Source organism: Vibrio sp. A1-1 (assembly GCF_021728175.1).
Classification (GTDB): Bacteria; Pseudomonadota; Gammaproteobacteria; order Enterobacterales; family Vibrionaceae; genus Vibrio; species Vibrio diabolicus.
Window position 1 is genome coordinate 35,592 of record NZ_JAKKCL010000017.1, and the last position, 25,853, is coordinate 61,444.

General features: G+C 45.2%; 21 protein-coding genes. 3 read left to right on the plus strand and 18 right to left on the minus strand.

Annotation, left to right across the window (positions count from 1 at the left end):
- Positions 1 to 28 precede the first annotated feature (28 nt).
- Positions 29 to 946: a LysR substrate-binding domain-containing protein gene (locus L3V30_RS19845; RefSeq protein ID WP_237309638.1), complete on the minus strand. Its 918-nt coding sequence runs from the start codon at positions 944 to 946 to the stop codon at positions 29 to 31.
- A 106-nt stretch (positions 947 to 1,052) separates the two neighbouring features.
- Between L3V30_RS19845 and L3V30_RS19850 the strand changes: the two genes are divergently transcribed.
- Together L3V30_RS19850 and L3V30_RS19855 are read left to right on the plus strand one after the other, a co-directional pair.
- The gene (locus tag L3V30_RS19850) at positions 1,053 to 2,309 is read left to right on the plus strand and encodes a D-amino acid dehydrogenase (protein ID WP_152812595.1); all 1,257 of its coding nucleotides are present in this window, start codon (positions 1,053 to 1,055) and stop codon (positions 2,307 to 2,309) included.
- A 307-nt stretch (positions 2,310 to 2,616) separates the two neighbouring features.
- The gene (locus tag L3V30_RS19855) at positions 2,617 to 4,164 is read left to right on the plus strand and encodes an alanine/glycine:cation symporter family protein (RefSeq protein ID WP_237309639.1); all 1,548 of its coding nucleotides are present in this window, start codon (positions 2,617 to 2,619) and stop codon (positions 4,162 to 4,164) included.
- Between the two features lie 99 nt (positions 4,165 to 4,263).
- Here L3V30_RS19855 and L3V30_RS19860 read toward each other — a convergent pair whose 3' ends face one another.
- The 5 genes from L3V30_RS19860 to guaB all read right to left on the minus strand — a co-directional run bounded on the left by L3V30_RS19860 (position 4,264) and on the right by guaB (position 11,740).
- Positions 4,264 to 4,854: a GPR1/FUN34/YaaH family transporter gene (locus L3V30_RS19860; protein WP_005391518.1), complete on the minus strand. Its 591-nt coding sequence runs from the start codon at positions 4,852 to 4,854 to the stop codon at positions 4,264 to 4,266.
- Positions 4,855 to 5,036: 182 nt separating this feature from the next.
- Entirely contained in the window at positions 5,037 to 6,719 is a 1,683-nt protein-coding gene (locus L3V30_RS19865) for a chitinase (RefSeq protein ID WP_237309640.1), read from the minus strand.
- A 212-nt stretch (positions 6,720 to 6,931) separates the two neighbouring features.
- Positions 6,932 to 8,455, minus strand: coding sequence for a Na+/H+ antiporter NhaC family protein (locus L3V30_RS19870; RefSeq protein ID WP_203346613.1), 1,524 nt, complete (start codon positions 8,453 to 8,455; stop codon positions 6,932 to 6,934).
- Between the two features lie 165 nt (positions 8,456 to 8,620).
- Positions 8,621 to 10,174: a glutamine-hydrolyzing GMP synthase gene (gene guaA / locus L3V30_RS19875; protein ID WP_237309641.1), complete on the minus strand. Its 1,554-nt coding sequence runs from the start codon at positions 10,172 to 10,174 to the stop codon at positions 8,621 to 8,623.
- Between the two features lie 99 nt (positions 10,175 to 10,273).
- Entirely contained in the window at positions 10,274 to 11,740 is a 1,467-nt protein-coding gene (guaB, locus tag L3V30_RS19880; RefSeq protein WP_005391524.1) for an IMP dehydrogenase, read from the minus strand.
- 231 nt (positions 11,741 to 11,971) lie between these two features.
- On the opposite strand from guaB, the gene xseA reads away from it, so the two are divergent.
- The gene (xseA, locus tag L3V30_RS19885; RefSeq protein WP_203346623.1) at positions 11,972 to 13,303 is read left to right on the plus strand and encodes an exodeoxyribonuclease VII large subunit; all 1,332 of its coding nucleotides are present in this window, start codon (positions 11,972 to 11,974) and stop codon (positions 13,301 to 13,303) included.
- Positions 13,304 to 13,316: 13 nt separating this feature from the next.
- On the opposite strand, the gene L3V30_RS19890 is transcribed toward xseA, so the two are convergent.
- The 12 genes from L3V30_RS19890 to iscX all read right to left on the minus strand — a co-directional run bounded on the left by L3V30_RS19890 (position 13,317) and on the right by iscX (position 25,848).
- The gene (locus L3V30_RS19890; RefSeq protein WP_012842112.1) at positions 13,317 to 13,541 is read right to left on the minus strand and encodes a zinc ribbon domain-containing protein; all 225 of its coding nucleotides are present in this window, start codon (positions 13,539 to 13,541) and stop codon (positions 13,317 to 13,319) included.
- 309 nt (positions 13,542 to 13,850) lie between these two features.
- Positions 13,851 to 14,726, minus strand: coding sequence for a metal-dependent hydrolase (locus L3V30_RS19895; protein WP_046874358.1), 876 nt, complete (start codon positions 14,724 to 14,726; stop codon positions 13,851 to 13,853).
- A 59-nt stretch (positions 14,727 to 14,785) separates the two neighbouring features.
- Positions 14,786 to 16,282, minus strand: a complete 1,497-nt coding sequence (gene der / locus L3V30_RS19900; RefSeq protein ID WP_005391527.1) for a ribosome biogenesis GTPase Der — start codon at positions 16,280 to 16,282, stop codon at positions 14,786 to 14,788.
- A gap of 167 nt (positions 16,283 to 16,449) precedes the next feature.
- The gene (gene bamB, locus L3V30_RS19905) at positions 16,450 to 17,610 is read right to left on the minus strand and encodes an outer membrane protein assembly factor BamB (protein ID WP_005391528.1); all 1,161 of its coding nucleotides are present in this window, start codon (positions 17,608 to 17,610) and stop codon (positions 16,450 to 16,452) included.
- 12 nt (positions 17,611 to 17,622) lie between these two features.
- Positions 17,623 to 18,237, minus strand: a complete 615-nt coding sequence (locus L3V30_RS19910; protein WP_005391529.1) for a YfgM family protein — start codon at positions 18,235 to 18,237, stop codon at positions 17,623 to 17,625.
- A gap of 126 nt (positions 18,238 to 18,363) precedes the next feature.
- Positions 18,364 to 19,632, minus strand: coding sequence for a histidine--tRNA ligase (gene hisS / locus L3V30_RS19915; protein WP_046874336.1), 1,269 nt, complete (start codon positions 19,630 to 19,632; stop codon positions 18,364 to 18,366).
- A gap of 26 nt (positions 19,633 to 19,658) precedes the next feature.
- A complete protein-coding gene (gene ispG / locus L3V30_RS19920; protein WP_005391537.1) occupies positions 19,659 to 20,777 on the minus strand; it encodes a flavodoxin-dependent (E)-4-hydroxy-3-methylbut-2-enyl-diphosphate synthase in 1,119 nt (372 codons plus the stop codon).
- A gap of 6 nt (positions 20,778 to 20,783) precedes the next feature.
- Positions 20,784 to 21,734 carry a cytoskeleton protein RodZ gene (gene rodZ / locus L3V30_RS19925; protein ID WP_046874337.1) on the minus strand — a complete coding sequence of 317 codons (951 nt, stop codon included), beginning with the start codon at positions 21,732 to 21,734 and terminating at the stop codon, positions 20,784 to 20,786.
- 435 nt (positions 21,735 to 22,169) lie between these two features.
- The gene (locus L3V30_RS19930) at positions 22,170 to 23,297 is read right to left on the minus strand and encodes a bifunctional tRNA (adenosine(37)-C2)-methyltransferase TrmG/ribosomal RNA large subunit methyltransferase RlmN (RefSeq protein ID WP_005391540.1); all 1,128 of its coding nucleotides are present in this window, start codon (positions 23,295 to 23,297) and stop codon (positions 22,170 to 22,172) included.
- 376 nt (positions 23,298 to 23,673) lie between these two features.
- Positions 23,674 to 24,099, minus strand: coding sequence for a nucleoside-diphosphate kinase (ndk, locus tag L3V30_RS19935; protein ID WP_005391542.1), 426 nt, complete (start codon positions 24,097 to 24,099; stop codon positions 23,674 to 23,676).
- Positions 24,100 to 24,193: 94 nt separating this feature from the next.
- Positions 24,194 to 25,492, minus strand: coding sequence for an aminopeptidase PepB (gene pepB / locus L3V30_RS19940; protein WP_005391544.1), 1,299 nt, complete (start codon positions 25,490 to 25,492; stop codon positions 24,194 to 24,196).
- Positions 25,493 to 25,653: 161 nt separating this feature from the next.
- On the minus strand, positions 25,654 to 25,848 hold the full coding sequence (iscX, locus tag L3V30_RS19945) for a Fe-S cluster assembly protein IscX (protein WP_005391546.1): 195 nt from the start codon (positions 25,846 to 25,848) through the stop codon (positions 25,654 to 25,656).
- Between the last annotated feature and the right edge of the window lie 5 nt (positions 25,849 to 25,853).

The following is a 25,853-nucleotide window of genomic DNA, read 5'->3' on the forward strand; positions in this document are numbered from 1 at the left end:
TTTCTATCTGACTCACCAAGTACTATATCTATTTGTTTGCCACTTGCTGTAATAACCAAGTACGAAACTTGTTTGTGGACTGGCTTCGTGTGTTCATGATCAAGTAGTACCCTGCACTGGCTGGAACCGGCTGAAAGGGAGAGACTAAACGCTCCGTCGTCAATTCATCCTCAATCAGTGCCATTCGTGCCATTGCAATCCCAACTCCTGCTTCCGCCGCAGACATCGCCATATCCGTTCTATTGAAAAAGTGTCCAATATCGGTTTTAAAGTCTAATCCCATTGCTGACGCCCAATATAGCCACTCATAGTCACGCGTCGCTTTTTCCCATGGCATCGCATCGTGTAGTAGCGTCGCCTCCTGCCATTTCTTCACTGACATTGAGGATTCTTGTTCATCAAAAGGCACTTTTAGCCAACCATGATCCTCAAGGTATTTTGGACTCATCACCGGCAGCAGATGCTCATTCAAAATCAGCTCCGCGTTAGCATTTCTATAAGGATGAAGACCATAGTCAATTGCGACGTCATAGTCTTTTATCTCACTATTTACCAACGCACCTTCCGCAAAGATTTGTACTTGGATATCCGGGTTCTCGTGATGAAAACTTTCCAGCTTTGGGACTAACCATTTAAAAGCAAAAGAAGGCGTTAATTTTAAGCGGATCTCATTGGTGTGCTTTTCTACTTTGAGCTCATCAAGCAGTTTGCTCAGCTCAGAAAAGTGAAACTGCGTTGCTTGGTGTAACTGAGTGCCTTTAGCGGTTAAACGAATACCGCGGGAATGGCGTTCAAATAAAGTAAAACCTAATAACGCTTCCAAATGAATAATTTGTTGGCTCACGGCTCCCGTAGTGAGGTGCAAAAACTTAGCCGCGCCAGTAAAGCTGCTGTGTTCCGCGACTTGGCTAAACAGACACAAGCCACTTATTAAATTACTTCTCATCCTTGAGCCTATAGTTTTTCTAAACGCTGTATGTAATTTATATCGATTGTTAACAAAAGGTAAAGAAAAGAAACTAACCACTCAGATAAATGTGTGGAGTACATCAATGGAAGTCATCGTATTAGGCAGCGGCGTCATCGGCTTAACCTCTGCTTGGTATTTATCTCAAGCAGGCTATCAAGTTACTGTTATTGACCGTCAACCAAGCAGTGCAATGGAAACAAGTTTCGCCAATGCTGGGCAGATCTCGTACGGCTATTCTTCGCCTTGGGCTGCGCCTGGTGTTCCTGTTAAAGCCATAAAGTGGTTAATGGAAGAGCATGCTCCACTCAAAATCAAACCAACCCTCAATGCCGATATGATCAGTTGGGCAAGTAAGATGGTGGCCAACTGCACCCTGTCTCGCTACCAAGTCAACAAAGCTCGCATGCTTTCGATAGCTAACCACAGTCGTATGTGTCTGGAACAATTACGTCAAGAACATGCCATTGAATATCAAGGTCGCCAGTTCGGCACCTTGCAAGTATTTCGAACGCCTCAACAGCTGCAAGCCATTGAAAAGGATATGCAGCTTCTAGAGCAAAGCGGGACTCGGTTTGAGTTGATGGACGTAGAACGCTGCATTGAACAAGAACCTGGACTGGATCTTGTGAAAGATAAGCTGGTTGGTGGCTTGCACCTGCCAGATGACGAAACAGGCGATTGCTATCAGTTTTGCCAACAACTAACAGAGCTAGCTAAGGCCCATGGCGTCAGGTTCGAGTTCGACACCGAAGTAAGCAATTGGGTTACAGTAGGCAAAAAGATCATGGGTGTCCAAACGAATCGAGGACAGTTTAAAGCGGACCAATATGTGGTTGCCTCTGGCAGCTATTCTACAGCGCTACTCAAGCAAATCGACATTGAGATTCCTGTCTATCCAGTAAAAGGCTATTCACTCACCATCCCAATGGAAGATGAGCACTTCTCTCCTCGCTCTACTGTGATGGATGAAACCTATAAAGTCGCCATGACTCGGTTTGATGACAGAATTCGCGTAGCGGGCACCGCAGAATTAGCAGGGTTTGATGCCTCCCTTCCGCAAAAACGAAAAAATACCATCGAAATGGTCATCCGTGATCTTTTCCCTCGCTGCGGCGACTTTAACCAAGCCGAGTTTTGGAGTGGCTTTAGACCAATGACGCCTGATGGCACACCGATTATTGGCGCAACTAAATACGATAACCTTTTCACTAACACCGGACACGGCACTCTGGGTTGGACGATGGCTTGTGGTTCTGGTCAATTACTAGCGAGCATTATGACTGGTGAAAAAGCGAAAGTGATGGATGACACAGAGCTTAACCTTTGCCGTTATGCATAAGGACATATCTGCATAAAAAACAAACAGGCCTTTACTCCACAAAATGCATATTATTTGGCATTTTTAACTCATCAAATGTGCAGCACATTTTAATGACAATGTGCTGCATATTTAATCATCAGACAAATCTTCTACCTCAAAGGAGCAAATAAGCAACAAGAACTAAATTTTAACAATCACTCTCCATTCTGTGTTCACCATCACGCTACAAAGGATTTATAGCCAAAAAAGTTAACAATTGCATTACATAAAGGGTAATGTATTGTGTGAAAAACAACCACAAACACAACTAACAGGGAAAATACTCATGCAGTCATTAGTTGATTTTCTGAATGGAATTATTTGGAGCCCGGTACTGATCTATCTGTGCCTCGGTGCAGGTTTGTTCTATTCAATCATGACGCGTTTTGTACAAATTCGTCACTTCTTTGAGATGTGGCGCTTATTACTTTCAGGGAAGAGTTCAACAAAAGGGATATCATCATTTCAGGCACTTGCCGTTTCACTATCTGGCCGTGTAGGTACAGGTAACATTGCTGGTGTTGCTGCCGCTATCGGTTTTGGTGGACCAGGCGCCGTATTCTGGATGTGGGTCGTTGCCTTCTTTGGCGCTGCAACCGCATACGCAGAGTCGACACTTGCGCAAATCTATAAAGAAGAAGACGAAGGTGAATTCCGTGGTGGTCCTGCTTACTACATTGAAAAAGCAATGGGACAAAAATGGTACGCTTGGATCTTCGCTATCGCAACCATCTTTGCATGTGGTGTTCTACTTCCTGGCGTTCAATCGAACAGCATCGGTAACGCAGTAGAAGCAGCATTTGGCTCAGGTGACATGATTGAAACCGCTATTGGTACCTTCAGTTTTGCTAAAATTTTCACTGGTACGGTTGTCTGTGTCATTCTGGCCTTCATCATCTTCGGTGGCGTAAAACGTATTGCGAACTTTACCCAAATCGTTGTGCCATTTATGGCGCTGGCTTACATCATCACTGCATTTGTCATCATCCTTCTAAACATTGGTGAGGTTCCACGCATTTTCGGCATGATCATTGGTGACGCGTTTACACCAATGGCAGGTGTTGGTGCGGCAATCGGTTGGGGTGTAAAACGTGGCGTTTACTCCAACGAAGCAGGTCAAGGTACTGGTCCTCACGCAGCAGCTGCAGCGAGTGTTGATCACCCAGCTCAGCAAGGTCTTGTTCAATCTTTCTCTATTTACATCGATACACTACTTGTGTGTTCAGCAACCGCGTTTATGATTCTTATCACTGGCGCGTACAACGTAAATGGTGCAGTTGAAGGTACGTTCCTAATTCAAAACCTACCGGCTGATATTGGTGCGAATGGTCCTGTATTTACGCAAATGGCGATCGAAAGTGCACTACCTGGCGTGGGTAAACCATTCATCGCAATCGCACTTTTCTTCTTTGCGTTTACGACCATTCTGGCTTACTACTACATTGCAGAAACGAACATTGCTTACATTCGTCGTACATTCAAAGTAAATGGGTTGATGTTTTTTCTGAAAGTCATCATTATTTCATCCGTGTTCTACGGAACCGTGAAAACCGCCAACTTAGCTTGGGCGATGGGTGATGTAGGTGTAGGTCTAATGGCATGGCTTAACATCGTCGGTATTTTGATCATCTTCTTTATGTCGAAACCAGCTCTCAAAGCATTGAACGATTACGAAGAACAACAAAAACGTGGTGTGACCGACTTTACATTCAACCCTGTAGCGCTAGGTATTAAAGGCGCAGATTACTGGGAAGATAAGTACAAGCGTAAAACGGGTAAGGCACCAACGGCAGACAACAGTACTACAGAAACTGTTGAACAACCATCAACATAGCCTTAACGCATAAACAAGAAAAAGCAGTGGTCCGTTTAAGGGCATAAAAAAGGGGATTAACCATTGGTTAATCCCCTTTTCTGCATTATGTGTAAAGGATTAAGCAGCGACAGCTTCAACTTTACGAGCGATTTTTGCTTTACCTACAGGTAACACTTCACGACCAAATTCGTTGTTCAGTACTTGCGCCATTGCGAAGTAAATTGCACTTGCGCCACAGAAGATACCTTCGAAGCCAGCGATAGCACCGATCACTTCGCTACCAGTGAAATCACGAGCAGCAAGCAAGAAGAACAGGATAGTTAGAGAACCAAATACCACTTGCTTCGCTGTTGGGTAGCATAGAGAACCAATGAACATGAAACCAGTGAAGATGCCCCAAAGCGCTAGGTACCAACCCATAAAGCTTGCTGGGCTTGCAGGAAGACCCATGTGAGGCATTACGATTAGACCAACCAATGTTAGCCAAAATAGACCGTAAGAAGTAAACGCAGTTGTGCCGAACGTGTCACCGCGTTTAAAGCACATGATGCCAACGATTACTTGGCTAAGGCCACCGTAAAAGATGCCCATCGCTAGAATCATAGAGTCAATTGGGAAAAATCCTGCATTATGAATATTGAGCAGAATCGTGGTCATACCGAAACCCATTAGACCTAGCGGTGCTGGGTTAGCCAGTTTTGTCGACATGTACAAATACCTTTTTTCAAAAATGTTGATAAAAAATGCGCGCGAATTTTAATGGGCCCCAGAACAAAAGAGAAAAGCTGTTATTGAAAACTTAGATTCCATAAATAAACCACTACATATATAAAAAAAGACCCTGCGAAAAAGCAGAGTCTTTATATATGGTTAGGTTATTTTTCACTCGATTACTGGCAAGAAATCTCGTCCCAGAACCAGTTGCTCTGCGTTGGGCTTTCCCACACTCCAGGGCCGTTTTTTGCGACAAAGCATTTGTTTTGGTACGTCACTTTATCGCCGTTAGCGACTTGCGTTACACCCGGCTCCCACTGAATAAAATTGCCTGTCACTGGCGGCTCAGGTTCTGTGACGGGCGGCTCTGGCTCAGTCACCGGTGGTTCAGGTTCTGTTGTAGGCGGCTCAGTAGGTGTGCCTGAAACCAGCTTCCACGGGTCTCCTTTCGTTGGCTCATTACCTTGTGACCACCATTTCGCTTCATAAACAGCACCTTGGTAAGAGACTTGATCACCAGTGTTGTACACTTTGCCTGCATCCCAAGCTGCCACGCCTCCTACAGGCGGATCGACCGGATCAACAGGGTCTAGTTTTTCAACCACACGAACTTCAGGCCACCCCGCATGAGATTGGTAGAAGTTAGTTACGCACTTCTCGTAATCACCCGCAACTAGCGCAGAGTAAGCCGTTTGGAAACCAACCAACTCACATTCAAACGAATGGCCTCCAGGGCGATCTGAGTAGTATTTCCAGTTACCATCCCAGTTGGTGTAAAGCACGTCTGTCGCACCATTTAGGTTCAGACTGCCGTAAGGAGTCTGCTGCCAACAAGTGTTTGTTTCATCAGCTTCAATTGGAATTTGATAATGGGCGGCAAGACCTTCCCAATAACGAATACGGTTAACAGGTTGACCTTTATCCTTGTTTTGCTCACCACACTCAATACCACCATTGATCACGTTGATGGTGGTACCAAAGCCGTAACCAATGCCAGCATCAAGCTCACGCTGTGAAGGCACCCAAGTACGGTCAATCACATGCAGCATTGCTGGTTTCGGTGCTTGTGGAGTGAGGAAGAACCAGATAGCCGATGCCAAGTTCAGCCATGAATCCGCAACCAAGCCTGGATTTTTTAGCAATACAGATGCATCACCATCAAACATCACTTCAGAGAACGCGCCATAGTTAAAATGGTAAGAAAGCTGTTTAGCACCACGTCCAAAGTAACCTTGTCCTGGTTCACATGGCCAACGCTTATTTTGCCAGTCATTCTGACCACAACCTGTCGTGTAACCTTCTTGACCTTCTGACCAGCCCATTTCACGCACATGAACCAAAGCTTGCTGCCACTCTTCCAATCCAAGAGGGTTATCCGATACGTTATCAATCGAAATATGACCACCAGTTTCCTGCGCAAAGTGAGCAAAGGCTGTCACGATCGATTTTTTACAAATCGCATCCGAATCTCGACCATCCGTATACTCACCACAGAATGCTGGGAACTTACCAATTGCACGTAGGAAACGCGTGTAAGTGTATTCAGGTGCCGCCATTTGAGTCAGGAAGTCCCACTCACTTTCAGGGAACACACGCTCTACACGCTTCACGTTTTCTGGATTGGTTGCCGCTCCAGGAACAATCGCCTCCACCACTGAGTTCGGGCGCGTCTCTAATGCTTGTGACCAAATGGCATACATAGGGTCAGAGGTTTTGCTTTGCTCTACGGCTTGAACGTCACCACGAGCAATGACATAACCGTTTGGATTCTGCGGGTCGGGCTGGATATTCATACTCGCATTCGCTTGTGCAGCTAGGACACAACTCAATGCAAGAGGAAGATGTTTGAGTGCAAACATGTCTAGTCTCCGGATTTTAACAATACAATATACAAGGAATAACTAGACATATAGTGGATCATATATACAAAACGCCGAGCTAAGTGCGTTGATTCTGCGAGACAAAATGAATAAATAAGTCCTCGCACACATTTTGTCACAAGAAAAATGTTACCTTGACTCAAAAGAAAAGCGGAGACCCAATGAGCCTCCGCTTTATGATATTTCTATCTTTATTGTTCTGCCGAAACCACGTCTAGCTTCGCGGTTGATTTTTGTTTAGACAACACAAAATAAACCACACACTGAGCAACAATAGCGGCAAGCACAATCACTGGCGAGGCGTTGATTCCAGCTAAAAGGAAACACCCTAATGCAATCATTCCATTGAGTAATGCGTAAGGCAACTGTGTACGGAAGTGCTCATACTGCTCACACCCTGCCCCTGTCGACGACAAAATCGTCGTTTCAGAGATTGGCGAACAGTGATCGCCAAACAGGCCACCAGATAACACCGCACCAATACAAACTAACAATGGAGCATCAATCGCGACGGCCGTTGGGATCACTAATGGCATCATGATGGCAAACGTTCCCCACGACGATCCCGTCGCGAACGAGATAATACCAGCAAGCAAAAAGGCAACCGCTGGCAATAGCCAATAAGGGAAACCCGCTTGAGCTTGTTCAGCAATGTATGCTGCCGCGCCCAGCTCTTTCCCAACCGAGCTAAGCGCCCAAGCCAATACCAAGATAACCGCAACCGACATCATGTTTGACATGCCTTTCAGGTAGACTTGGATACCATCGGAAAGCTTTCTGACGCCATAAAACGCCATCAGCGCAATTAAAGTGAAGGCGGCGAAGAAGTATGCAGAAGACAGCGCAGCCCTAAACGTTGAGCCCGCCACTTTTTGAAAAGGAAAACCGTGTGGTACGAGGATGGTACATAGGACCACCAGCATAACGAGCAAAGGCGCCCAGACAAAACTGGATTTTGCATTTTTATGCGTAAATACATTCATCGATTCCTGAACTTTTCCAAAGTCGGAACCTTGTTCAGCTAACCGTTCGGCCTTCGCCATCGGGCCGAAGTCCAACTTGAAGAAAGAGACAATCGGTACAATCGCAATCGCTAGAAAGGCGTAAAACTGGTACGGAATGGCACCAATGAAAGCATCCCAATCACTCATCGTGACATTTAGAGCCGTAAACTCCTTTTGAATCAAACCCATGATGTAAACGCCCCACCCGATAAAAGGGATCAAGATTGCGACGGGAGAGGATGTGGAATCGATAATAAAAGCTAATTTTTGACGTGATACTTTTAGCTTATCAAATAAAGGCCGGAACACCGGGCCAACAATCAAGGGTGTACCAAGGTCTGAGAAGAAGATAACAACACCGCCAAACCATGCAGAGATCTGAGCTTGGCATTTACTCGCCACCCACTGAGTGACCTTTTTAGCAAAGGCAACACCACCGCCTGACTTTTCCATAAGAGCAACAAAACCACCGATGAACACTAATAATAAAATCACACCAGCGTTATAGCTATCGGTAAGTTGCGGAAGCAGGTAACTTTTCATCAATGCACTAAACGATTCTAGCGGCCCTTTTTCGACAAAGGTGCCTTCAAGCATGGCGACACCACTAACCACACCGGCGAACAAACCAACAACGACATTTCTCGTGGTCAGCGCGAGGAAAAGAGTAATAAGGATGGGAATGAGAGAGGTAACTTCAGCCTGTTCCATAGCAATACCATTTATAATATCCAAACAATTAAAGTGAATATATATTTAATTTTAACGCATGTATATATCCCCTGTAAAAAAGTTGAGTCTCCTATTCACAAATTTGAAGCACAAAAAAACCAGCCCGGAGGCTGGTTCTTATAAACTCAACAGTCTAGAGGAAAATTATTCCCACTCGATTGTCGCTGGTGGCTTACCTGAAATATCGTAAACAACACGTGAGATGCCATCAACTTCGTTGATAATACGGTTAGATACCTTACCTAGGAAGTCGTATGGTAGATGCGCCCAGTGTGCCGTCATAAAGTCGATGGTTTCAACTGCACGCAGTGATACAACCCAGTCGTATTTACGGCCATCACCCATTACACCTACAGAGCGAACAGGTAGGAATACCGTGAACGCTTGAGATACTTTGTCATAAAGGTCTGCAGCGTGAAGCTCTTCAATGAATATAGCATCAGCACGACGTAGCAAGTCACAGTATTCTTTCTTGATTTCACCAAGAACACGAACACCTAGACCTGGACCTGGGAATGGGTGGCGGTAAAGCATGTTATAAGGCAGGCCTAGCTCTAGACCAATCTTACGTACTTCATCTTTGAACAGCTCACGTAGTGGCTCAACAAGACCCATTTCCATTTCATCTGGTAGACCGCCCACATTGTGGTGTGATTTGATCACGTGCGCTTTACCAGTCTTAGATGCCGCAGACTCGATTACGTCTGGGTAGATGGTACCTTGAGCTAGCCATTTCGCGTTTTTCAGCTTCTTAGACTCTTCATCGAATACATCTACGAATACGTGACCGATAGTCTTACGCTTCTCTTCTGGGTCAGACTTGCCTTTCAGTGCTTCAAGGAAACGATCTTCTGCATCAACTTTGATGATGTTTAGGCCGAACTTATCGCCAAACATATCCATCACTTGTTGGCCTTCGTTTAAACGAAGTAGACCGTTATCGACAAATACACACGTTAGCTTGTCGCCAATTGCGCGGTGCACCAGCATTGCAACTACCGATGAATCCACACCACCAGATAAGCCTAGGATAACTTCGTCGTCACCCACTTGCTCTTTAATGCGAGCAACCGCATCTTCGATGATAGATTCCGATGTCCATAGACGCTCACAGCCACATACGCCAAGAACAAAGTTCTCAAGCATTTGTAGGCCACCTTTTGTGTGTGTCACTTCTGGGTGGAACTGAACGCCGTAGTATTTCTTCTCTTCGTTCGCCATCGCAGCATAAGGACAAGTGTCTGTCTCACCAACTTTTACGAAATCGGCTGGGATCTCTACTACTTTGTCGCCGTGGCTCATCCAAACGTCTTGAGTTGCTTCAAGATCTTTAAATAAGGCACATTCACCAGAAACTTTAACCTGAGCGTAGCCAAACTCACGTTCGTTAGAGCCTGCTACTTTGCCACCTAGTTGTTCCGCCATAGTTTGCATGCCGTAACATACGCCAAGTAAAGGAACACCAGAGTCAAATACATATTGAGGCGCGCGTGGAGAGCTCTCTTCCGTTACGCTTTCTGGACCACCAGATAGGATAATGCCATCTGGGTTGAATTCGCGAATATCCGCTTCTTCTACATCCCAGCTCCATAGTTCACAGTAAACGCCGATTTCACGTACGCGGCGTGCTACTAATTGAGTGTACTGAGAACCGAAGTCCAAGATCAGAATACGTTGGTCATGGATATTTTTAGTCATTTTGAGCAGTCTTTTTAAGGCTAAGTGATTAAAACCGAGGCGAGTGTACTCGCCTCTTCTTAATGCTTCAAGGAAAAAGCAAACGTTTCCGTTAGGTAATTAGTTCCCTAGACGGTAGTTCGGTGCTTCCTTAGTAATTTGAACATCGTGTACATGAGACTCTTGCATACCAGCACCAGAGATACGTACAAATTCAGCTTTCGTACGCATATCTTCGATAGTTGCAGAACCAGTTAGACCCATGCTTGAACGTAGACCACCCATTTGTTGGTGTACGATCTCTTTTAGACGGCCTTTGTATGCGATACGACCTTCGATACCTTCTGGTACTAGCTTGTCCGCTGCGTTGTCAGACTGGAAGTAACGGTCAGAAGAACCTTGAGACATTGCACCAAGAGAACCCATGCCACGGTAAGACTTGTAAGAACGGCCGTTGTATAGAATCACTTCACCTGGCGCTTCTTCAGTACCTGCAAACATAGAACCAACCATCACACATGATGCGCCCGCTACGATTGCTTTACAGATATCACCTGAGAAACGGATACCACCGTCAGCGATAACTGGAATACCATAATCATTAGCAACTTCTGCCGCATCTGCGATTGCAGTGATTTGTGGGACCCCCACACCCGTTACAATACGAGTTGTACAGATAGAACCAGGGCCGATACCAACTTTCACTGCGCTTACGCCAGCTTCGATTAGTGCTTTAGCACCAGCACCTGTTGCTACGTTACCACCGATGATGTCTAGATCTGGGTAAGCTGCACGTGTTTCACGAATGCGGCTTAGAACACCTTCAGAATGACCGTGTGAAGAGTCGATAAGTAGAACGTCAACGCCAGCTTCAACTAGTGCAGCAACTCGCTCTTCGTTACCAGCACCAGCACCAACTGCTGCGCCAACACGTAGGCGACCACGCTCATCTTTACATGCGTTTGGTTTACGTTCTGCTTTGTGGAAGTCTTTCGCAGTAATCATACCGGTTAGTTGGAACTCATCATTCACAACCAATACTTTCTCTACGCGAGCTTCGTGCATTTTCTCTTGCACTTCTTCTCGTGTTGCACCTTCTTTAACTGCTGCCAACTTCTCTTTTGGCGTCATTACTGAAGATACTTTCTTAGAAAGGTCCGTCACAAAACGAACGTCACGACCAGTGATAATACCAACAAGCTCATTGCTCTCAGTGACAACAGGGAAACCTGCAAAACCATGCTTTTCAGTGAGTGCAACAACATCAGCGATGGTCGCGTCAGGGTTTACTGTAACCGCGTCAGTTACCATACCAGCTTCGAACTTCTTAACTTTACGAACTTCGGCTGCCTGCTGCTCAATAGACATGTTCTTGTGGATAAAGCCAATGCCACCCTCTTGCGCTAGCGCGATCGCTAGACGAGCTTCAGTAACAGTGTCCATAGACGCTGAAATCATTGGGATGTTTAGGGTGATGTTCTTAGTTAGCTGAGTGCGAAGATCAGCTGTGTTTGGGAGAACGGTGGAGTGTGCTGGCACAAGTAGTACGTCATCGAATGTCAGCGCTTCTTTGGCAATTCTTAGCATTTGCAATATCTCACAATTAGAGGAGTAAAAAGAACAATCCAATCTCATCGTTTCGCATAATGAGGGTAACCTGCGTTAGCAACTAGCTACATTTGGATTAGATATTGCGGAGGGATTATACGGTTAACGCAATCGCTTGACCACAAATTTTTTAATTTTTTTCTTGCAATTACCCCCTTGCTATGTATTATATTGCCGCTAATTTCCATACTCACGTCTAAGAGATTAGCTGTGCTCTCCAAGACCAATCAAAACATCTTTACTGTTTCTCGTCTCAACGCAGAAGTTCGTTTACTCCTTGAAAACGAAATGGGGATCGTTTGGCTCGTCGGAGAGATATCCAACTTTTCAGCTCCAGTCTCTGGTCACTGGTACCTCACTCTTAAAGACTCTCGCGCTCAAGTTAAATGTGCCATGTTTCGTGGTAACAATCGCCGCGTTACTTTCAAGCCCGCTAACGGTAATCAAGTCCTAGTAAAAGCTCGTCTTTCTCTTTATGAGCCTCGCGGTGACTACCAATTGATCATCGAAAGCATGCAACCGGAAGGTGACGGCCGTCTTCAGCAAGAGTTTGAAGAGCTGAAAATGAAGCTTGCCGCAGAAGGGTTGTTCGCTCAAACCAATAAGCAACCTTTGCCTGAACACCCAAAACGTGTTGGCGTCATCACATCGAAAACTGGTGCCGCGCTTTACGATATCTTAGACGTATTGAAACGTCGTGATCCTTCCCTACCCGTTGTGATTTATCCGACAGTAGTACAAGGTGAGGACGCAGCCATTCAAATTGCACAAGCCATTGGTCGAGCTAACAGCCGTGATGAATGTGATGTGCTAATTGTGGGCCGAGGTGGTGGTTCATTAGAAGACTTATGGTGCTTTAACAACGAGATATTAGCTCGCACGATTGCAGCAAGCCAAATTCCTATTATTAGCGCCGTTGGACATGAAGTCGACGTGACAATAGCTGATTTTGTCGCCGACGTACGCGCGCCTACTCCATCAGCAGCCGCTGAGCTAGTAAGCCGTGATAACAGCCACAAAGATCAAGCTTTAGTTACCCGCCAGCATAAGTTAGCGAGCGCGATGCGTTACTACCTAGCACAACAAAAGCAGCAATCTGCGCAATTAATGCACCGTCTAGAGAGACAGCACCCAAGCTATCGCTTGCAACGTCAGACGCAACAGTTAGATGAGTTGGACATGCGCTTACAGCGAGCGATGAGTCGTTTTATTGCCTTGCGTCAACAGCGAATCGAGCGTCAACATTATCGGCTGCAATTGAACTCTCCTGTAACACGCCTTAGCGAGCAGAAGTCGAAGCTAGAACGTGTTGAGCAAAAGCTCATGGATGCAATGGATCGCAAGTTACTGACTATGCGCCATCAACTCGCGATTGCTGCAGAGAAGTTAGACACTGTCAGCCCGCTAGCGACATTGAAACGAGGTTACTCAATTACTCAAACTGAGCAAGGTAAAGTGATTACTCAATCTTCAGATGTAAAATCGGGAGATGTATTGATTACTCGATTAGCCGAAGGCGACGTTCGCTCTACCGTTAACTGAATACAAACTCTGGTTAACTGATTTTCTGGAACTCAAATCGGACACGTGATTTTGATTTGAGTTCATTACACACATTACAAAAGTAACTCGCAGCACCGCATGCTTGCAGCTTCTCCAGCTCCGCCTCACAATCAGGGCAAAAACCTACTTTTTTAAAATCCGATTCACACTGTGCGCAATGATATTGTCCTGTCCATTCCAGTTCGACATTGCAAGTCGGGCAAATGTTCTGCTGCATATCCCGTTCCTCTCTCTAAACTAAGCAATTTCGAGTAACGCATGCTACTCAAAATAACGAACAAGTATGTTGATCTTCATCACCGCCCCAACAAGTTTCACGAGGCGCTAACCATACTTGATACGTAGGATCTTATACTGATCGTCTGATATTTACTCCTTGATCAGCGATCACCCCTTAAAAGAATATTTATATAACCACACACCGAAAGCATAAGTTACATATTCTGCATTCCGATTTAGTGCAGAATAAAAATCCTTAAGTTGATTTAATTAAACACAAAATCAGAATTTAATAAAAAGATCTTATTCAGAAAGCAGCATTTACATTGGTGTGCATTTCGATAGTTTGAGCGTCGAGCTCAACGAGTTTAACTTGGATAAAAGCAAACTCATTTAAATGGCTCGCATGCGTTCCACCACAAGGGATTACCGCTAATTGACCTTCTCCTAAATCGCACTTCCAATAGCGAGAATCCGTTAATCTGTCGCCGTGGCATTCCATGGTGATCATCGTATCTCTTTGAAGCCATTCAACCAGTTGGCCATTCACTTTTTCTGCAATCGCCTGGAGGTCATTCAGCATATCTGCACTGTTTAATCCTCTTTTACGGAGTGTTTTGCCTAAACGGTACGTATCGAGGCACTTGTCTGGAGTGACATAACTCGTAACTTGCGCATAGCTATTAAAGTCATAATAACCATGTGGGTCTTTGCGGTCTGCGTCTTTTCGCCAATAGTCTTCCGCTAGTACTTTATTCAACGCCAAATACGCTAAGTGTCCTGCAGTGTGGCCTCGGCTCAAAGCATTTTGATAGTCTTTATCTACCGCTAATGTCACCAAGTCATTAATTGCAAGTGATTCCGTACGTGATAAAACATGGACGACGACAAACACCCAACCTTCAGCATCACGCTTTACAGGAATGTCACTACCCACATACAGAGCACCACTTTCCTGCTCCACTGCTCCAACTTGGCAATCTACCACGTCATGCTCAGCCCCATTCACCTTCAACGTTCCTTTGTCTGCAGGGTGATCCGGCCATATGTGACTAACGGGATGGAACGGCGTGACATCTGTAATAACGTAAGTCACTTCTTCCGTAGATTGAACGAGCTGTATTTGTGCTTCTAATTGCCATATTTGATGACAAAAACGAGTCTTTGTTGCTGTGATAGTCATTTTTACGATTACTTTTGATAAAAAAATACCCAAGTAGAAACTTGGGTATTCGAATTTCATTATTTATTGCGGTTTTTCACCATCGACATCATACGCTTACGTTTACGCTCTTGTGATAGCGTAAGCTTATTCGTACGATTCTCGTATGGGTTATCACTGTTGTGGAAGTTAATGCGAATCGGTGTTCCCATAATTTCCAGAGACTTACGGAAGTAGTTCATCAGATAACGTTTATACGAATCTGGCAATTCACGAACCATGTTACCGTGGATAACAACGATCGGTGGGTTGTAACCACCTGCGTGTGCGTATTTGAGTTTGATACGACGACCACGAACCATTGGCGGTTGGTGATCATCCACTGCCATCTTCATGATACGCGTCAGTACTGACGTACCCACACGCGTTGTCGCCGAGTTATATGCTTCTTGGATAGATTCAAACAAGTGACCAACGCCAGTACCGTGCAGCGCAGAGATAAAGTGGATACGCGCGAAATCGACGAATCCTAGACGGCGGTCCAGTTCTTTCTTCACGCTTTCTTTCACGTCACTGTCTAGACCATCCCACTTGTTAACGGCGATGACAATTGAGCGGCCAGCATTCAGTGCAAAACCAAGCAAGCTTAGGTCTTGGTCTGAAATATTTTCACGTGCATCAATCACCAGTAGAACGACGTTTGCATCTTCTACCGCTTTCAGCGTTTTAACAACAGAGAACTTTTCAACCGTTTCATTGATACGACCACGACGACGAACACCTGCGGTATCAATTAGTACGTATTCGCGTCCATCACGTTCCATCGGGATGTAGATAGAATCACGCGTTGTACCAGGCATATCGTATACAACTACACGTTCTTCACCCAGAATACGGTTAGTCAGTGTCGATTTACCTACGTTCGGACGACCGATGATCGCCAACTTAATCGGCTGCTCTTGAAGGCGCTTGAATTCAGCTTCTGCGTCTTCTTCAGTGTAATCTTCAACAAGAGGCTCTTCGTCTTCGAATCCAGTCAGGTCTTCAATTTCACCTTCTTCAGATTCACTTGTTAATAGATCATCAAAGAATGGAGATAAAGCACGCTCAAGCAAAGCGGTCACACCACGGCCATGAGCGGCCGCAATCTGATACATATCATCCACACCGAGCTGCCAAAAATCAGCACACGCTGCATCGGCATCAATACCATCTATTTTGTTTACCACCAGCATCGCTGGCTTTTCAATTTTACGCAGATGCGCAGCAATTGCTGCATCTGAAGGTGTCAGACCAGCACGACCGTCAACAAGGAACAATACAACATCAGCCTCATCAATCGCGGCTAATGACTGTTCTGCCATCTTTGTTTCCACGCCTTCTTCTGTGCCATCAATACCGCCGGTATCAATCACAATGAATTCGTGCTCTTCACCAAGTCTCGCCTGGCCATACTTACGGTCTCGCGTTAGGCCTGGAAAGTCCGCAACCAACGCGTCACGAGTGCGAGTCAATCGGTTAAATAGTGTAGATTTACCTACGTTCGGACGCCCTACTAGAGCTACAACAGGTACCATAACAACCTCTACAATAATCTTTCTTCTGTAGTTATAGGTAACGACTTGCTCGATGCCAAATCAAACCAGCTTTTTACCTATAACCACGTCAGGGTTAATAAATTCAAACAACAAAACGGCTCCTAGCTGTCACCAGCCAGGAGCCGAATGTGAATTATATCACGATATTATTCGTTAATGGTTAGTTTCTTTACATCGCCGTTGCGAGTTGTAATCACATAACCATCCGATAATAACGTCGGGCCAACGGCCAAGCCGCTATCATCGATAAACTGCTGCGCAACAAATTCGCCTGTTGAACGATCCATCCAGTGAAGGTAACCAAGCGTGTCACCGACAACGAGATAATTGCCGACAATAACTGGCGCTGTAAGTTGTCGGTGCTCAAGCAAGCTGTTTTCCCACAACTCAGTCCCACTTCGTGAATCAACGGCAACAACATGATCTTTTTCCGTTATCACAAAGATGCGGCTACCATCTGTAGAAATGTCTGTTGCAGATGAGTAATTACGCTTCCAAATCGGGTTCGCTGAACGCAAATCAATGGCGATAAGTTGACCATTGTATCCAATGGTGAAAAGAGTACCGCCTAACACAATTGGCGATGAATCAACATCAACCAAACGATCAATTTCTGTCGCGCCTTTTGGCGTACCAACAGGCTGTTGCCAAATCAGCTGACCACGCTCAACGATAGCAGCTGCGAGTCGGCCATTTGCCGTTCCCCAAAATACACCGCCGCCAATTGCAGTCGGAGTACTGTCGCCACGTAAAGTTAGGTTAGGCACTTCTGTACTCAATGCCCAGCGTTGCTCACCAGTACTCTCATTAAGGGCAATCAACATGCCTCGGCTAGTATTGATGATAATAAGGCCTGAGTCTGCAACTGGCTTCGCCAGTACCTCACCACCAACTTTTACACGCCAAACAATTTCACCTGTTTCTTGGTCAAGAGAGATGACTTCACCATTCTCAGAGCCAATGTAAAGGTTTCCGTATGCTGCTGTGATACCACCAGAGAGACGAGCAATTACATCTTCTTCTAGGTCCGTTTGCCAACGTTGTTTACCGTTTTCAGGATCCAGCGCTTTTACTAAGCCATCGCGACTTGCCACGAACAATGTATCATTCGCAAATACAGGGGATAGCTTTGAAAAGTAATGACCAACACCATCGCCAACCGATGTACTCCACTCACTACTGGTTGTAAACTCACTGTCTACCTGAGGTAGCGGCGCCATTACAATGGTATCTTTCTCACCAGCACAACCGGCAAGAATTCCCATTGTTAACGCCCCTAACAAGGCTTTGTTAAAGACTCTTTTCATCCAATGCGGTCCTTATTTCGCCAGATCGTCCAATTTCATTTGTAGCGTCGGGCTTGCGTCTGCCGCTTGCTGAGCTTCAGTATAAGCAGCATATGCGGCATCTTTGTCACCTTGGCGAATCGCAATATCGCCACGAAGTTCAGCAATACGACCTGTCCATGCAGCATCAGTGACGTTACTTAGTTCAGCCGTTGCAGCGTCAAAGTTACCCATTTCCGTTTCAATGCGCGCAATGCGGTAACTAATCAATGGTAACAGCGCAGCATCTTGAGTGTTGCTTTGCGCCCACTTCAATTGCTCTAATGCAGCAGAAAGATCTTGAGCTTCAACTTGTGCTTTAGCAAGTTGTAGCGCAGCCAATACTGAATATTCTTTTACTTCATTTGACTCAATGAAAGCTTTCACGTCAGCTTGAGCATCAGTACCTTTATCTTGCAAAGCATTCATTGCTGTCGTGTAGCTTTGAGAAGCTGCTTCACTCGCCTGAATCACAGAATCCTGGTAGTAACGCCAGCCAAATAGACCACCTAAGCCAACAACCGCACCGATGATGACGGCTTTGCCGTTTTCCTTCCACCAGTCTTTAATGGCTTCAACTTGTTGTTCTTCAGTATCGTAAAGTTCCACTTCCTGTCCTCTTAAAACATGTAAATGGCAGCTTAGATGCCATTGTTCCTATTTCGTTTAAAGGCTCCACATTTGGGAGCCTTAGCTTACGAACTAGGATGTAATTTTGTTAGATTACTAAAAGACTTAAATCAGTGCTGCGATCTTTTCTGCAACTTCTGCTTGGTTGTAAGTCTCTTGCTCACCACCGGCCAAATCTTTCAGTACTACGGTATTATCCGCAACTTCGTTTTCACCCAGAACTAATGCTACAACAGCACCAACTTTGTCTGCGCGTTTAAACTGTTTCTTGAAGTTACCACCACCGAAGTGATTCATCACACGAACGCCAGGAATAGACTCACGAAGCTGCTCTGCTAGCTTCATTCCTGCCATCATGGTGCCTTCGCCTGCTGTTACTACGTAAACATCCACACTGCGACGAACGTCTGTTAGTTCTAGTGTTTCTAGCATCAGAACAAGACGCTCTAGGCCCATTGCAAAGCCAACTGCTGGTGTTGGTTTACCACCTAATTGCTCTACAAGACCATCGTAACGTCCACCGCCACAAACGGTGCCTTGAGCACCTAGGCTTTCAGTGATCCATTCAAATACCGTGCGGTTGTAGTAATCCAGACCACGAACTAGACGTTCGTTAACTGTGTATTCGATACCTGCGGCGTCTAAAAGTTCACATAGACCTGCGAAGTGTGCTTTAGATTCTTCACCTAAGTAATCTGAAAGGCGAGGTGCATCACCTAAAATAGCTTGAACGTCAGGGTTCTTCGTATCCAGAACACGCAGTGGGTTCGTGTGCATGCGACGCTTACAATCTTCGTCTAGCACATCAATATGTTGCTCAAGGAACGCAACCAGTGCAGTACGGTAGTCTGCGCGGTCTTCTTGAGAACCGATAGAGTTCAGCTCAAGACGAACATGTTCATTGATACCTAGCTCACGCCATAGACGCGCCGTCATCATGATAAGCTCTGCATCAACATCTGGACCATTTAGACCAAACACCTCAACACCACACTGGTGGAATTGACGGTAACGACCTTTCTGCGGACGTTCATGGCGGAACATAGGCCCCATGTACCACAGACGCTGTTCATCACGGTTGATAAGGCTATTTTGAATACATGAACGTACACAACCCGCCGTACCTTCAGGGCGAAGTGTTAGGCTGTCGCCGTTACGGTCATCAAAGGTGTACATTTCTTTTGAAACGACGTCTGTTTCTTCACCAACAGCGCGGCTGAATAGGTTTGTTTCTTCAACGATTGGCATGCGCACTTCGTTATAACCGTATGCGCTAATTACATTTTTCACTGTGTTTTCTAGTTTTTGCCACAGTGGCGACTGAGTTGGGAGGCAATCGTTCATGCCTCGAATTGCTTGAATTGTTTTTGCCACAATACTTACCGTAATTCTCGTTGAGATTAATCTTGTACTTTAACTTCGATGCGGTTTTCGCCATTCATCATGGCTGCTTTCGCACGGATCTTAGCTTCTAGCTGATTCACAAGGTCATCGTTATCAAAGCGTTCTTTCTGGCGTTTACCATCTTCGTAGAATGCGCTCTTCTTGTTACTACCAGCTAGACCTAAGTGAGAAACTTCTGCTTCACCAGGGCCGTTTACCACACAACCGATGATAGACACATCCATTGGCGTGATGATGTCTTCTAAACGCTGCTCAAGTGCGTTCACCGTGCCAATTACATCAAATTCTTGGCGCGAGCAACTTGGGCAAGCAATAAAGTTGATGCCTCGAGAGCGAATGCGCAGAGATTTAAGAATGTCGAAACCGACTTTGATTTCTTCAACTGGATCGGCAGCCAAAGAGATACGCAGCGTATCGCCGATCCCTTCAGACAACAGCATACCTAAGCCAACAGATGACTTAACAGCGCCAGCGCGAGCACCGCCCGCTTCTGTAATACCCAAGTGAAGCGGCTGATCGATTTTCTTTGCTAGTAGACGGTATGAATCCACCGCAAGAAAAACGTCTGAAGCTTTCACGCTAACTTTAAATTGGTCAAAGTTAAGACGATCGAGATGATCTACGTGACGCATCGCCGATTCAACCAAAGCTTCCGGCGTTGGTTCACCGTATTTCATCTGTAAATCTTTTTCCAAAGATCCACCGTTGACACCAATACGGATTGGGATGTTTTTATCGCGAGCACAGTCAACAACAGCGCGAATGCGCTCTTCATTGCCGATGTTACCTGGGTTGATACGTAAACAGTCAACACCGTACTCCGCCACTTTCAGCGCGATACGATAGTCGAAATGAATATCAGCCACTAATGGTACAGAAACTTGCTGTTTAATCAGTTTGAAAGCTTCTGCTGCGTCCATAGTAGGTACAGAAACTCGAACGATATCTGCACCGACTTTTTCTAGTGCTCGGATTTGAGCGACTGTCGCTTCTACGTCAGTCGTGCGAGTGTTAGTCATTGACTGTACGGCAATTGGCGCACCATCACCAATTGGCACATCACCCACATAAATACGCGTCGATTTACGACGAATAATTGGAGATTCGTGTTGCATAATTTTTTATAACGGTAGAGTGAATCTAGCTACTTTGCCTGAAGTATACCCAGAAAGGTCGACAGGTTCACTTGCAAATGTCATTGTAACCCCTTCCGGTGCGCCTAATATCACTTTAAACGGCGCTTTTCCGGTAAGTTCTACATCTTGTCCTGGTTTATGAGTACCACTTACCAGCGTTTTACCATTGGTGTCTTTTACTTGAATCCAACAGTCCGCTTTAAACTTCATAGTAAGAAGTGTCATGCCTTCAGGTACGACTGGCGCAGGCTGTTCCTCTTCCGCAGTTTCAATCACGGCAACAGGTTCTTCAGAATCTACGCTTGTTGTATTTTCAGTTTCAGCAAGCAGAGGATCGCTACCCTGCTCGACTGGTACTTCACTCGTTTCAACAACATCATTACTTGTTGAAACAACTTCTTCAGGAGTACTTGCGATTAACTCCTCAGCCGTCATTAAATCGATATCAGCTAACTCTTGCGCTGTGGGCTTCGGCGCTTCAACACTTGAATCCGTAACTTCCTTCGTTAGGCTATTCTCTTGCTGGTTTTGCCACCACCAAGCTGCAGAAATACCAATAATGACCAACCCGATAACCCAAGTCAGGAGCATGATACGGCTATTGTGCTTCTCATCTTTTGTTTTGCGAGAGAAGCTCTGCATTTCAATTTCTTGCTCTTGCGGCTGTACATCTGCTGTCTGCTCTAACGCAGTCAAAACCATCTTCTCATCAAGGCCCACGAACTTCGCGTAAGAACGCAAGTAACCACGCGTAAATGTCGCAACTTGTTGAGACTCAAATCGGTTATTTTCAATATCTTCAATAACAGAAACGCGAAGCCTCAGGCGATCAGCAACTTGCTTTTGACTCATCCCAAGAGATTCGCGTTTGTTTTTCAGTAATGTGCCAGCTTCAATAGAAAGTGGCACTTCATTCGTATTTTCGTGTTCTGTCATAATGGTGGTATTTAATCTGTTTTAGTGGCTAACGTGGTTATGTATTTTCGTTATTGTTCTTAAGCCTCTTTAAAAGATAGCTAGCCTAAACGCGTTAACCAAAATAATAATTTTAAGAAACTCTCAGCGATTTGAGTGTGAATACCCGTTTTGCAAAAATCAGCAAAGCGTATGTGAGAAAATGCTGAGAATTATCGGTGTCATCGTTAATGTCACATATCATGATAAGCGAATGTGTAACGAAGACAAAAACTCTTTACACTCAAACTAACAGATAGCTCAAGCTTTTGTCCAAACTTTGACAAAGGAATTCGAAATTATACCCAAATAACCTCGAGTTGGAGAGTTGTCGTCATAAATCTTGGCAGAAATGCTCTTATCGATAAACAAAATAGCCAGAGCAAATGGCTCTGGCTATTTTTGAATTCCGGTCGTTTATACCGCTTTTACTTCAATGGTATCAGCACCGCGCGACGCTTTTAACATTGCAGTACGTTTAGTTCGGTCAATCACATCACCGACTAACTGACCACACGCTGCATCAATGTCATCGCCACGAGTCTTACGAACCGTTACTGTATGCTCATATTGCATCAATGTTTTTTGGAAGCGATCAATACGTGAGTTACTTGGTTTCTTGTAAGGTGAACCTGGATACGGGTTAAACGGAATCAAGTTAATCTTACATGGTGTGTCTTTCATCAGCTCAGCCAGTTCACGAGCATGGTCCATGTCATCATTCACATGATCAAGAAGTACGTACTCAACCGTTACCTTACCGCGGTTTGCATTCGATGAAGCGATGTAACGACGAACTGATGCTAGGAAATCTTGAATATCCCAACGATCGTTAATTGGCATGATTTCACTACGCAACTTATCGTTTGGCGCATGAAGGGAAATTGCCAACGCGACATCGATTTTGCCTGTCATCTGATCAAGACCAGAAACCACACCTGATGTAGATACAGTCACACGACGTTTTGACAAACCAAAGCCAAGGTCGTCCAGCATTAGCTCTAATGCCGGGATCAAGTTCTTCATGTTTAGAAGCGGTTCACCCATCCCCATCATCACGACGTTAGTAATTGGGCGGCGACCTGTTTCTTTCTCAAGACCAATTTCACGTGCAGCGCGCCACACCTGACCGATGATCTCTGAAACTTTCAAGTTACGGTTAAAGCCTTGCTGTGCGGTTGAGCAGAACTTACATTCCAACGCACAACCTACTTGAGAAGACACACAAAGCGTTGCACGGTCATCTTCTGGAATGTAAACCGTCTCCACATCCTGATCACCAACGTTCATCGCCCACTTGATTGTACCATCAGAAGAGTGCTGAGCTTCTGCGACTGTTGGTGCCTTGATTTCGCACTTGTGTAAAAGCTTTTCGCGCAGCTTCTTGTTAATGTTTGTCATTTTTTCGAAGTCATCTACACCGAAATGGTAGATCCACTTCATAACCTGATCGGCACGAAACGCTTTCTCGCCGAGTTCTTCTGCGAAAAACTGACGCATGCCTTTGCGATCAAAGTCGAGTAGATTGATTTTTTCAGTGGTCATGTTGCCTCTCAATGACTGAAACAAGAATAAGGGCGCGAATTGTACAGCCTTTATGCAGCTACAACAAGGGGTGTAAAACCCTGAGTTTGCTAAGGCATTAAAATCAAAATGATTAAATTTTAAGCACCCCTTGTGCTATAAGTGGCTATTACACTATCAAAAGTAAAAGCGTAGAAATCGTAAAGGGAAAAGACTAAAAATAACTCACGTTACTGGGCTTTAAAGCCCATTATATAGTCAGACTAGTTAGCGTGTAAGAGATCACTTATGCAGTCAACATTGCCCTCAACTTAGGTATATGAAATGAAAAAGCCTCGGAAAGTTCCGAGGCTTTTCTGTATCAGAGCATCACTAACAAGTGAAGTATCACGCCTAATTAGCGAGAGAAAACCTCTGACTCAGGGAAGAAAAACTCAATTTCACGCGCTGCAGATTCAGGGCTATCGGAACCATGAACTGAATTGTGACGCATGCTAAGTGCGTAATCAGCACGCAAAGTGCCGCATGCCGCTTCCTCTGGGTTAGTTTTACCCATCAGCTCACGGTAACGTGCAATCGCATTTTCACCTTCCAGTACCTGAACCATAATAGGACCAGATGTCATGAACTCTTTTAGTGGAGGGAAAAACTCTTTGCCTTCATGCTCTGCATAAAAACCGCTTGCCTGATCTTCAGTCAGGTGAACCATTTTAGCAGCGACAATACGTAGGCCAGCCTTTTCAATACGGTTATAGATTTCACCAATCAGGTTTCGCTCTACCGCATCCGGCTTAATGATTGAAAATGTTCTTTCTAGAGCCATAAAATTTCCTTTCTGTACTTGTAATAATAGTTGTGTTTTTAAAGTGACTTACTGGGTAAGAGCAGCACTCAAACAAGGAGTGCTGAAATCAATCTTATTTACCAGCTTGCTCATTGAGGAAACGAGCAAGTGTACGAACGCCCATACCCGTAGCTCCCGCAGCCCATTTATCAGACGCGGCTTTACGGTATGTACCCGCACAGTCGAAGTGCAACCAGCCTTTTTTGTAGTCTTCTACGAAGTAAGACAAGAATGCTGCTGCTGTGCTTGCACCCGGAGAGTAATCGCCAGAACTGATATTCGATAGGTCAGCAAAGTTTGACGGCAGCATTCCACGGTGGAAGTCAGCAAGTGGTAGCGGCCATAAACCTTCTTTTTCTTGGTTTGCCGCAGTGAGCGCTTGATGCGATAACTCGTCATCGAAACTCATTAGTGCGTGGTAATCATTACCCAACGCATTCTTCGCCGCACCTGTTAGTGTTGCACAATCAATGATTAACTCAGGTTTTTGCTCACTAGCGTAGATAAGGCCATCAGCAAGCACTAAACGACCTTCTGCATCGGTGTTCATGATTTCAACGGTTTTACCGTTTTTGTAGGTGATGATGTCGCCAAGCTTGAGTGCGCGACCAGAAACCATGTTCTCTGCACAACAAAGGATCAGTTTTACACGCTTGTTCAAACCACGAAGAATCGCCAGTGCAAGACCACCGGTGATGGTGCCTGAGCCACCCATGTCTGCTTTCATTGCGCTCATGAAGTTAGAAGGCTTCAAGCTGTAACCACCCGAATCAAAGGTGATACCTTTACCGACAAGACACGCGAATATTGGTGCGTTCTCGTCACCTGTCGGGTTGTAGTCTAGCTGGAGCATCGCAGAAGTGCGCTCAGAACCACGGCCTACGGCGTAAATGCCTTCCCAACCTTCTGCCAACAAGTCTTTGTCTTTGACGATACGAGCTGTCACTGTGCCTTTAGGCGCAACAGATTTGATGAATTCAGCGGCCATTGTCGCTAGCTGACGAGGGGCAACTTCTTCTGCGGTTTTATTGATGATATCGCGGGTAAAATCAGTCGCAGTAATACGCGCTTGAAGCTCTGCTTGATCTTCTTCAGACAATGCAGACCACTCAACTGAGCCATGTTTTTTTGGGTTACGGTAACCTTGGTGGAAAGCCCAAACGCTCTCTAAATCCCAGTTATCACCGGAAAGAAAAATAGAACGAATTCCTTGGCCATCTAGCTGACGAGCTGCACGTTGAATTGCACCAAGATCGTGACCTTCACCTAAATGAATGGTTGCGCCGTTTTCAGCGAATGAAAGCAGTGCTTTTTCGCCCCAATGTGGTGCTGCCGACTCTTGACTTAAAAATACAGACATCTGTGTAGACATGGTTTCTCCTTGTCTTATAGCAGCGTTGCCTACGCTGCTTCTTTTTAATAACTCACGGATGTTAGCATTATGTAGGGCAAAAATGTCAATTGGATAAAAAAACGGACCTAAAGGTCCGCTTTTTTTAGTAAGAATTGTTAACTAGGCTGTGTTTTACAGACTTAGTCTGCTTCATCCATCCAGCACATGATAACAGCTTCCAGAATCTTTTCGTTACAATGGTTTGGGTCATCTTCAAACTCATCTAACTCCATGATCCATTGATGAAGATCGGTAAAACGCACCGTTTGCGGATCAACATCTGGAAACTTGTCACAAAGTTCAATCGCGATATCGCGAGAATCTGTCCATTTCATTGCTC

Bases quoted from the DNA above. Each gene is read 5' to 3' on its own strand.
- L3V30_RS19860 (WP_005391518.1), bottom strand. From the start codon at position 4,854: ATGTCGACAAAACTGGCTAACCCAGCACCGCTAGGTCTAATGGGTTTC.
- iscX (WP_005391546.1), bottom strand. From the start codon at position 25,848: ATGAAATGGACAGATTCTCGCGATATCGCGATTGAACTTTGTGACAAG.
- der (WP_005391527.1), bottom strand. From the start codon at position 16,282: ATGGTACCTGTTGTAGCTCTAGTAGGGCGTCCGAACGTAGGTAAATCT.
- L3V30_RS19895 (WP_046874358.1), bottom strand. From the start codon at position 14,726: ATGACTATCACAGCAACAAAGACTCGTTTTTGTCATCAAATATGGCAA.
- bamB (WP_005391528.1), bottom strand. From the start codon at position 17,610: ATGAAAAGAGTCTTTAACAAAGCCTTGTTAGGGGCGTTAACAATGGGA.
- L3V30_RS19865 (WP_237309640.1), bottom strand. From the start codon at position 6,719: ATGTTTGCACTCAAACATCTTCCTCTTGCATTGAGTTGTGTCCTAGCT.
- L3V30_RS19850 (WP_152812595.1), top strand. From the start codon at position 1,053: ATGGAAGTCATCGTATTAGGCAGCGGCGTCATCGGCTTAACCTCTGCT.
- L3V30_RS19845 (WP_237309638.1), bottom strand. From the start codon at position 946: ATGAGAAGTAATTTAATAAGTGGCTTGTGTCTGTTTAGCCAAGTCGCG.
- guaA (WP_237309641.1), bottom strand. From the start codon at position 10,174: ATGACTAAAAATATCCATGACCAACGTATTCTGATCTTGGACTTCGGT.
- L3V30_RS19890 (WP_012842112.1), bottom strand. From the start codon at position 13,541: ATGCAGCAGAACATTTGCCCGACTTGCAATGTCGAACTGGAATGGACA.
- ispG (WP_005391537.1), bottom strand. From the start codon at position 20,777: ATGCAACACGAATCTCCAATTATTCGTCGTAAATCGACGCGTATTTAT.
- pepB (WP_005391544.1), bottom strand. From the start codon at position 25,492: ATGTCTACACAGATGTCTGTATTTTTAAGTCAAGAGTCGGCAGCACCA.
- ndk (WP_005391542.1), bottom strand. From the start codon at position 24,099: ATGGCTCTAGAAAGAACATTTTCAATCATTAAGCCGGATGCGGTAGAG.
- guaB (WP_005391524.1), bottom strand. From the start codon at position 11,740: ATGCTAAGAATTGCCAAAGAAGCGCTGACATTCGATGACGTACTACTT.
- L3V30_RS19855 (WP_237309639.1), top strand. From the start codon at position 2,617: ATGCAGTCATTAGTTGATTTTCTGAATGGAATTATTTGGAGCCCGGTA.
- L3V30_RS19930 (WP_005391540.1), bottom strand. From the start codon at position 23,297: ATGACCACTGAAAAAATCAATCTACTCGACTTTGATCGCAAAGGCATG.
- L3V30_RS19870 (WP_203346613.1), bottom strand. From the start codon at position 8,455: ATGGAACAGGCTGAAGTTACCTCTCTCATTCCCATCCTTATTACTCTT.
- rodZ (WP_046874337.1), bottom strand. From the start codon at position 21,734: ATGACAGAACACGAAAATACGAATGAAGTGCCACTTTCTATTGAAGCT.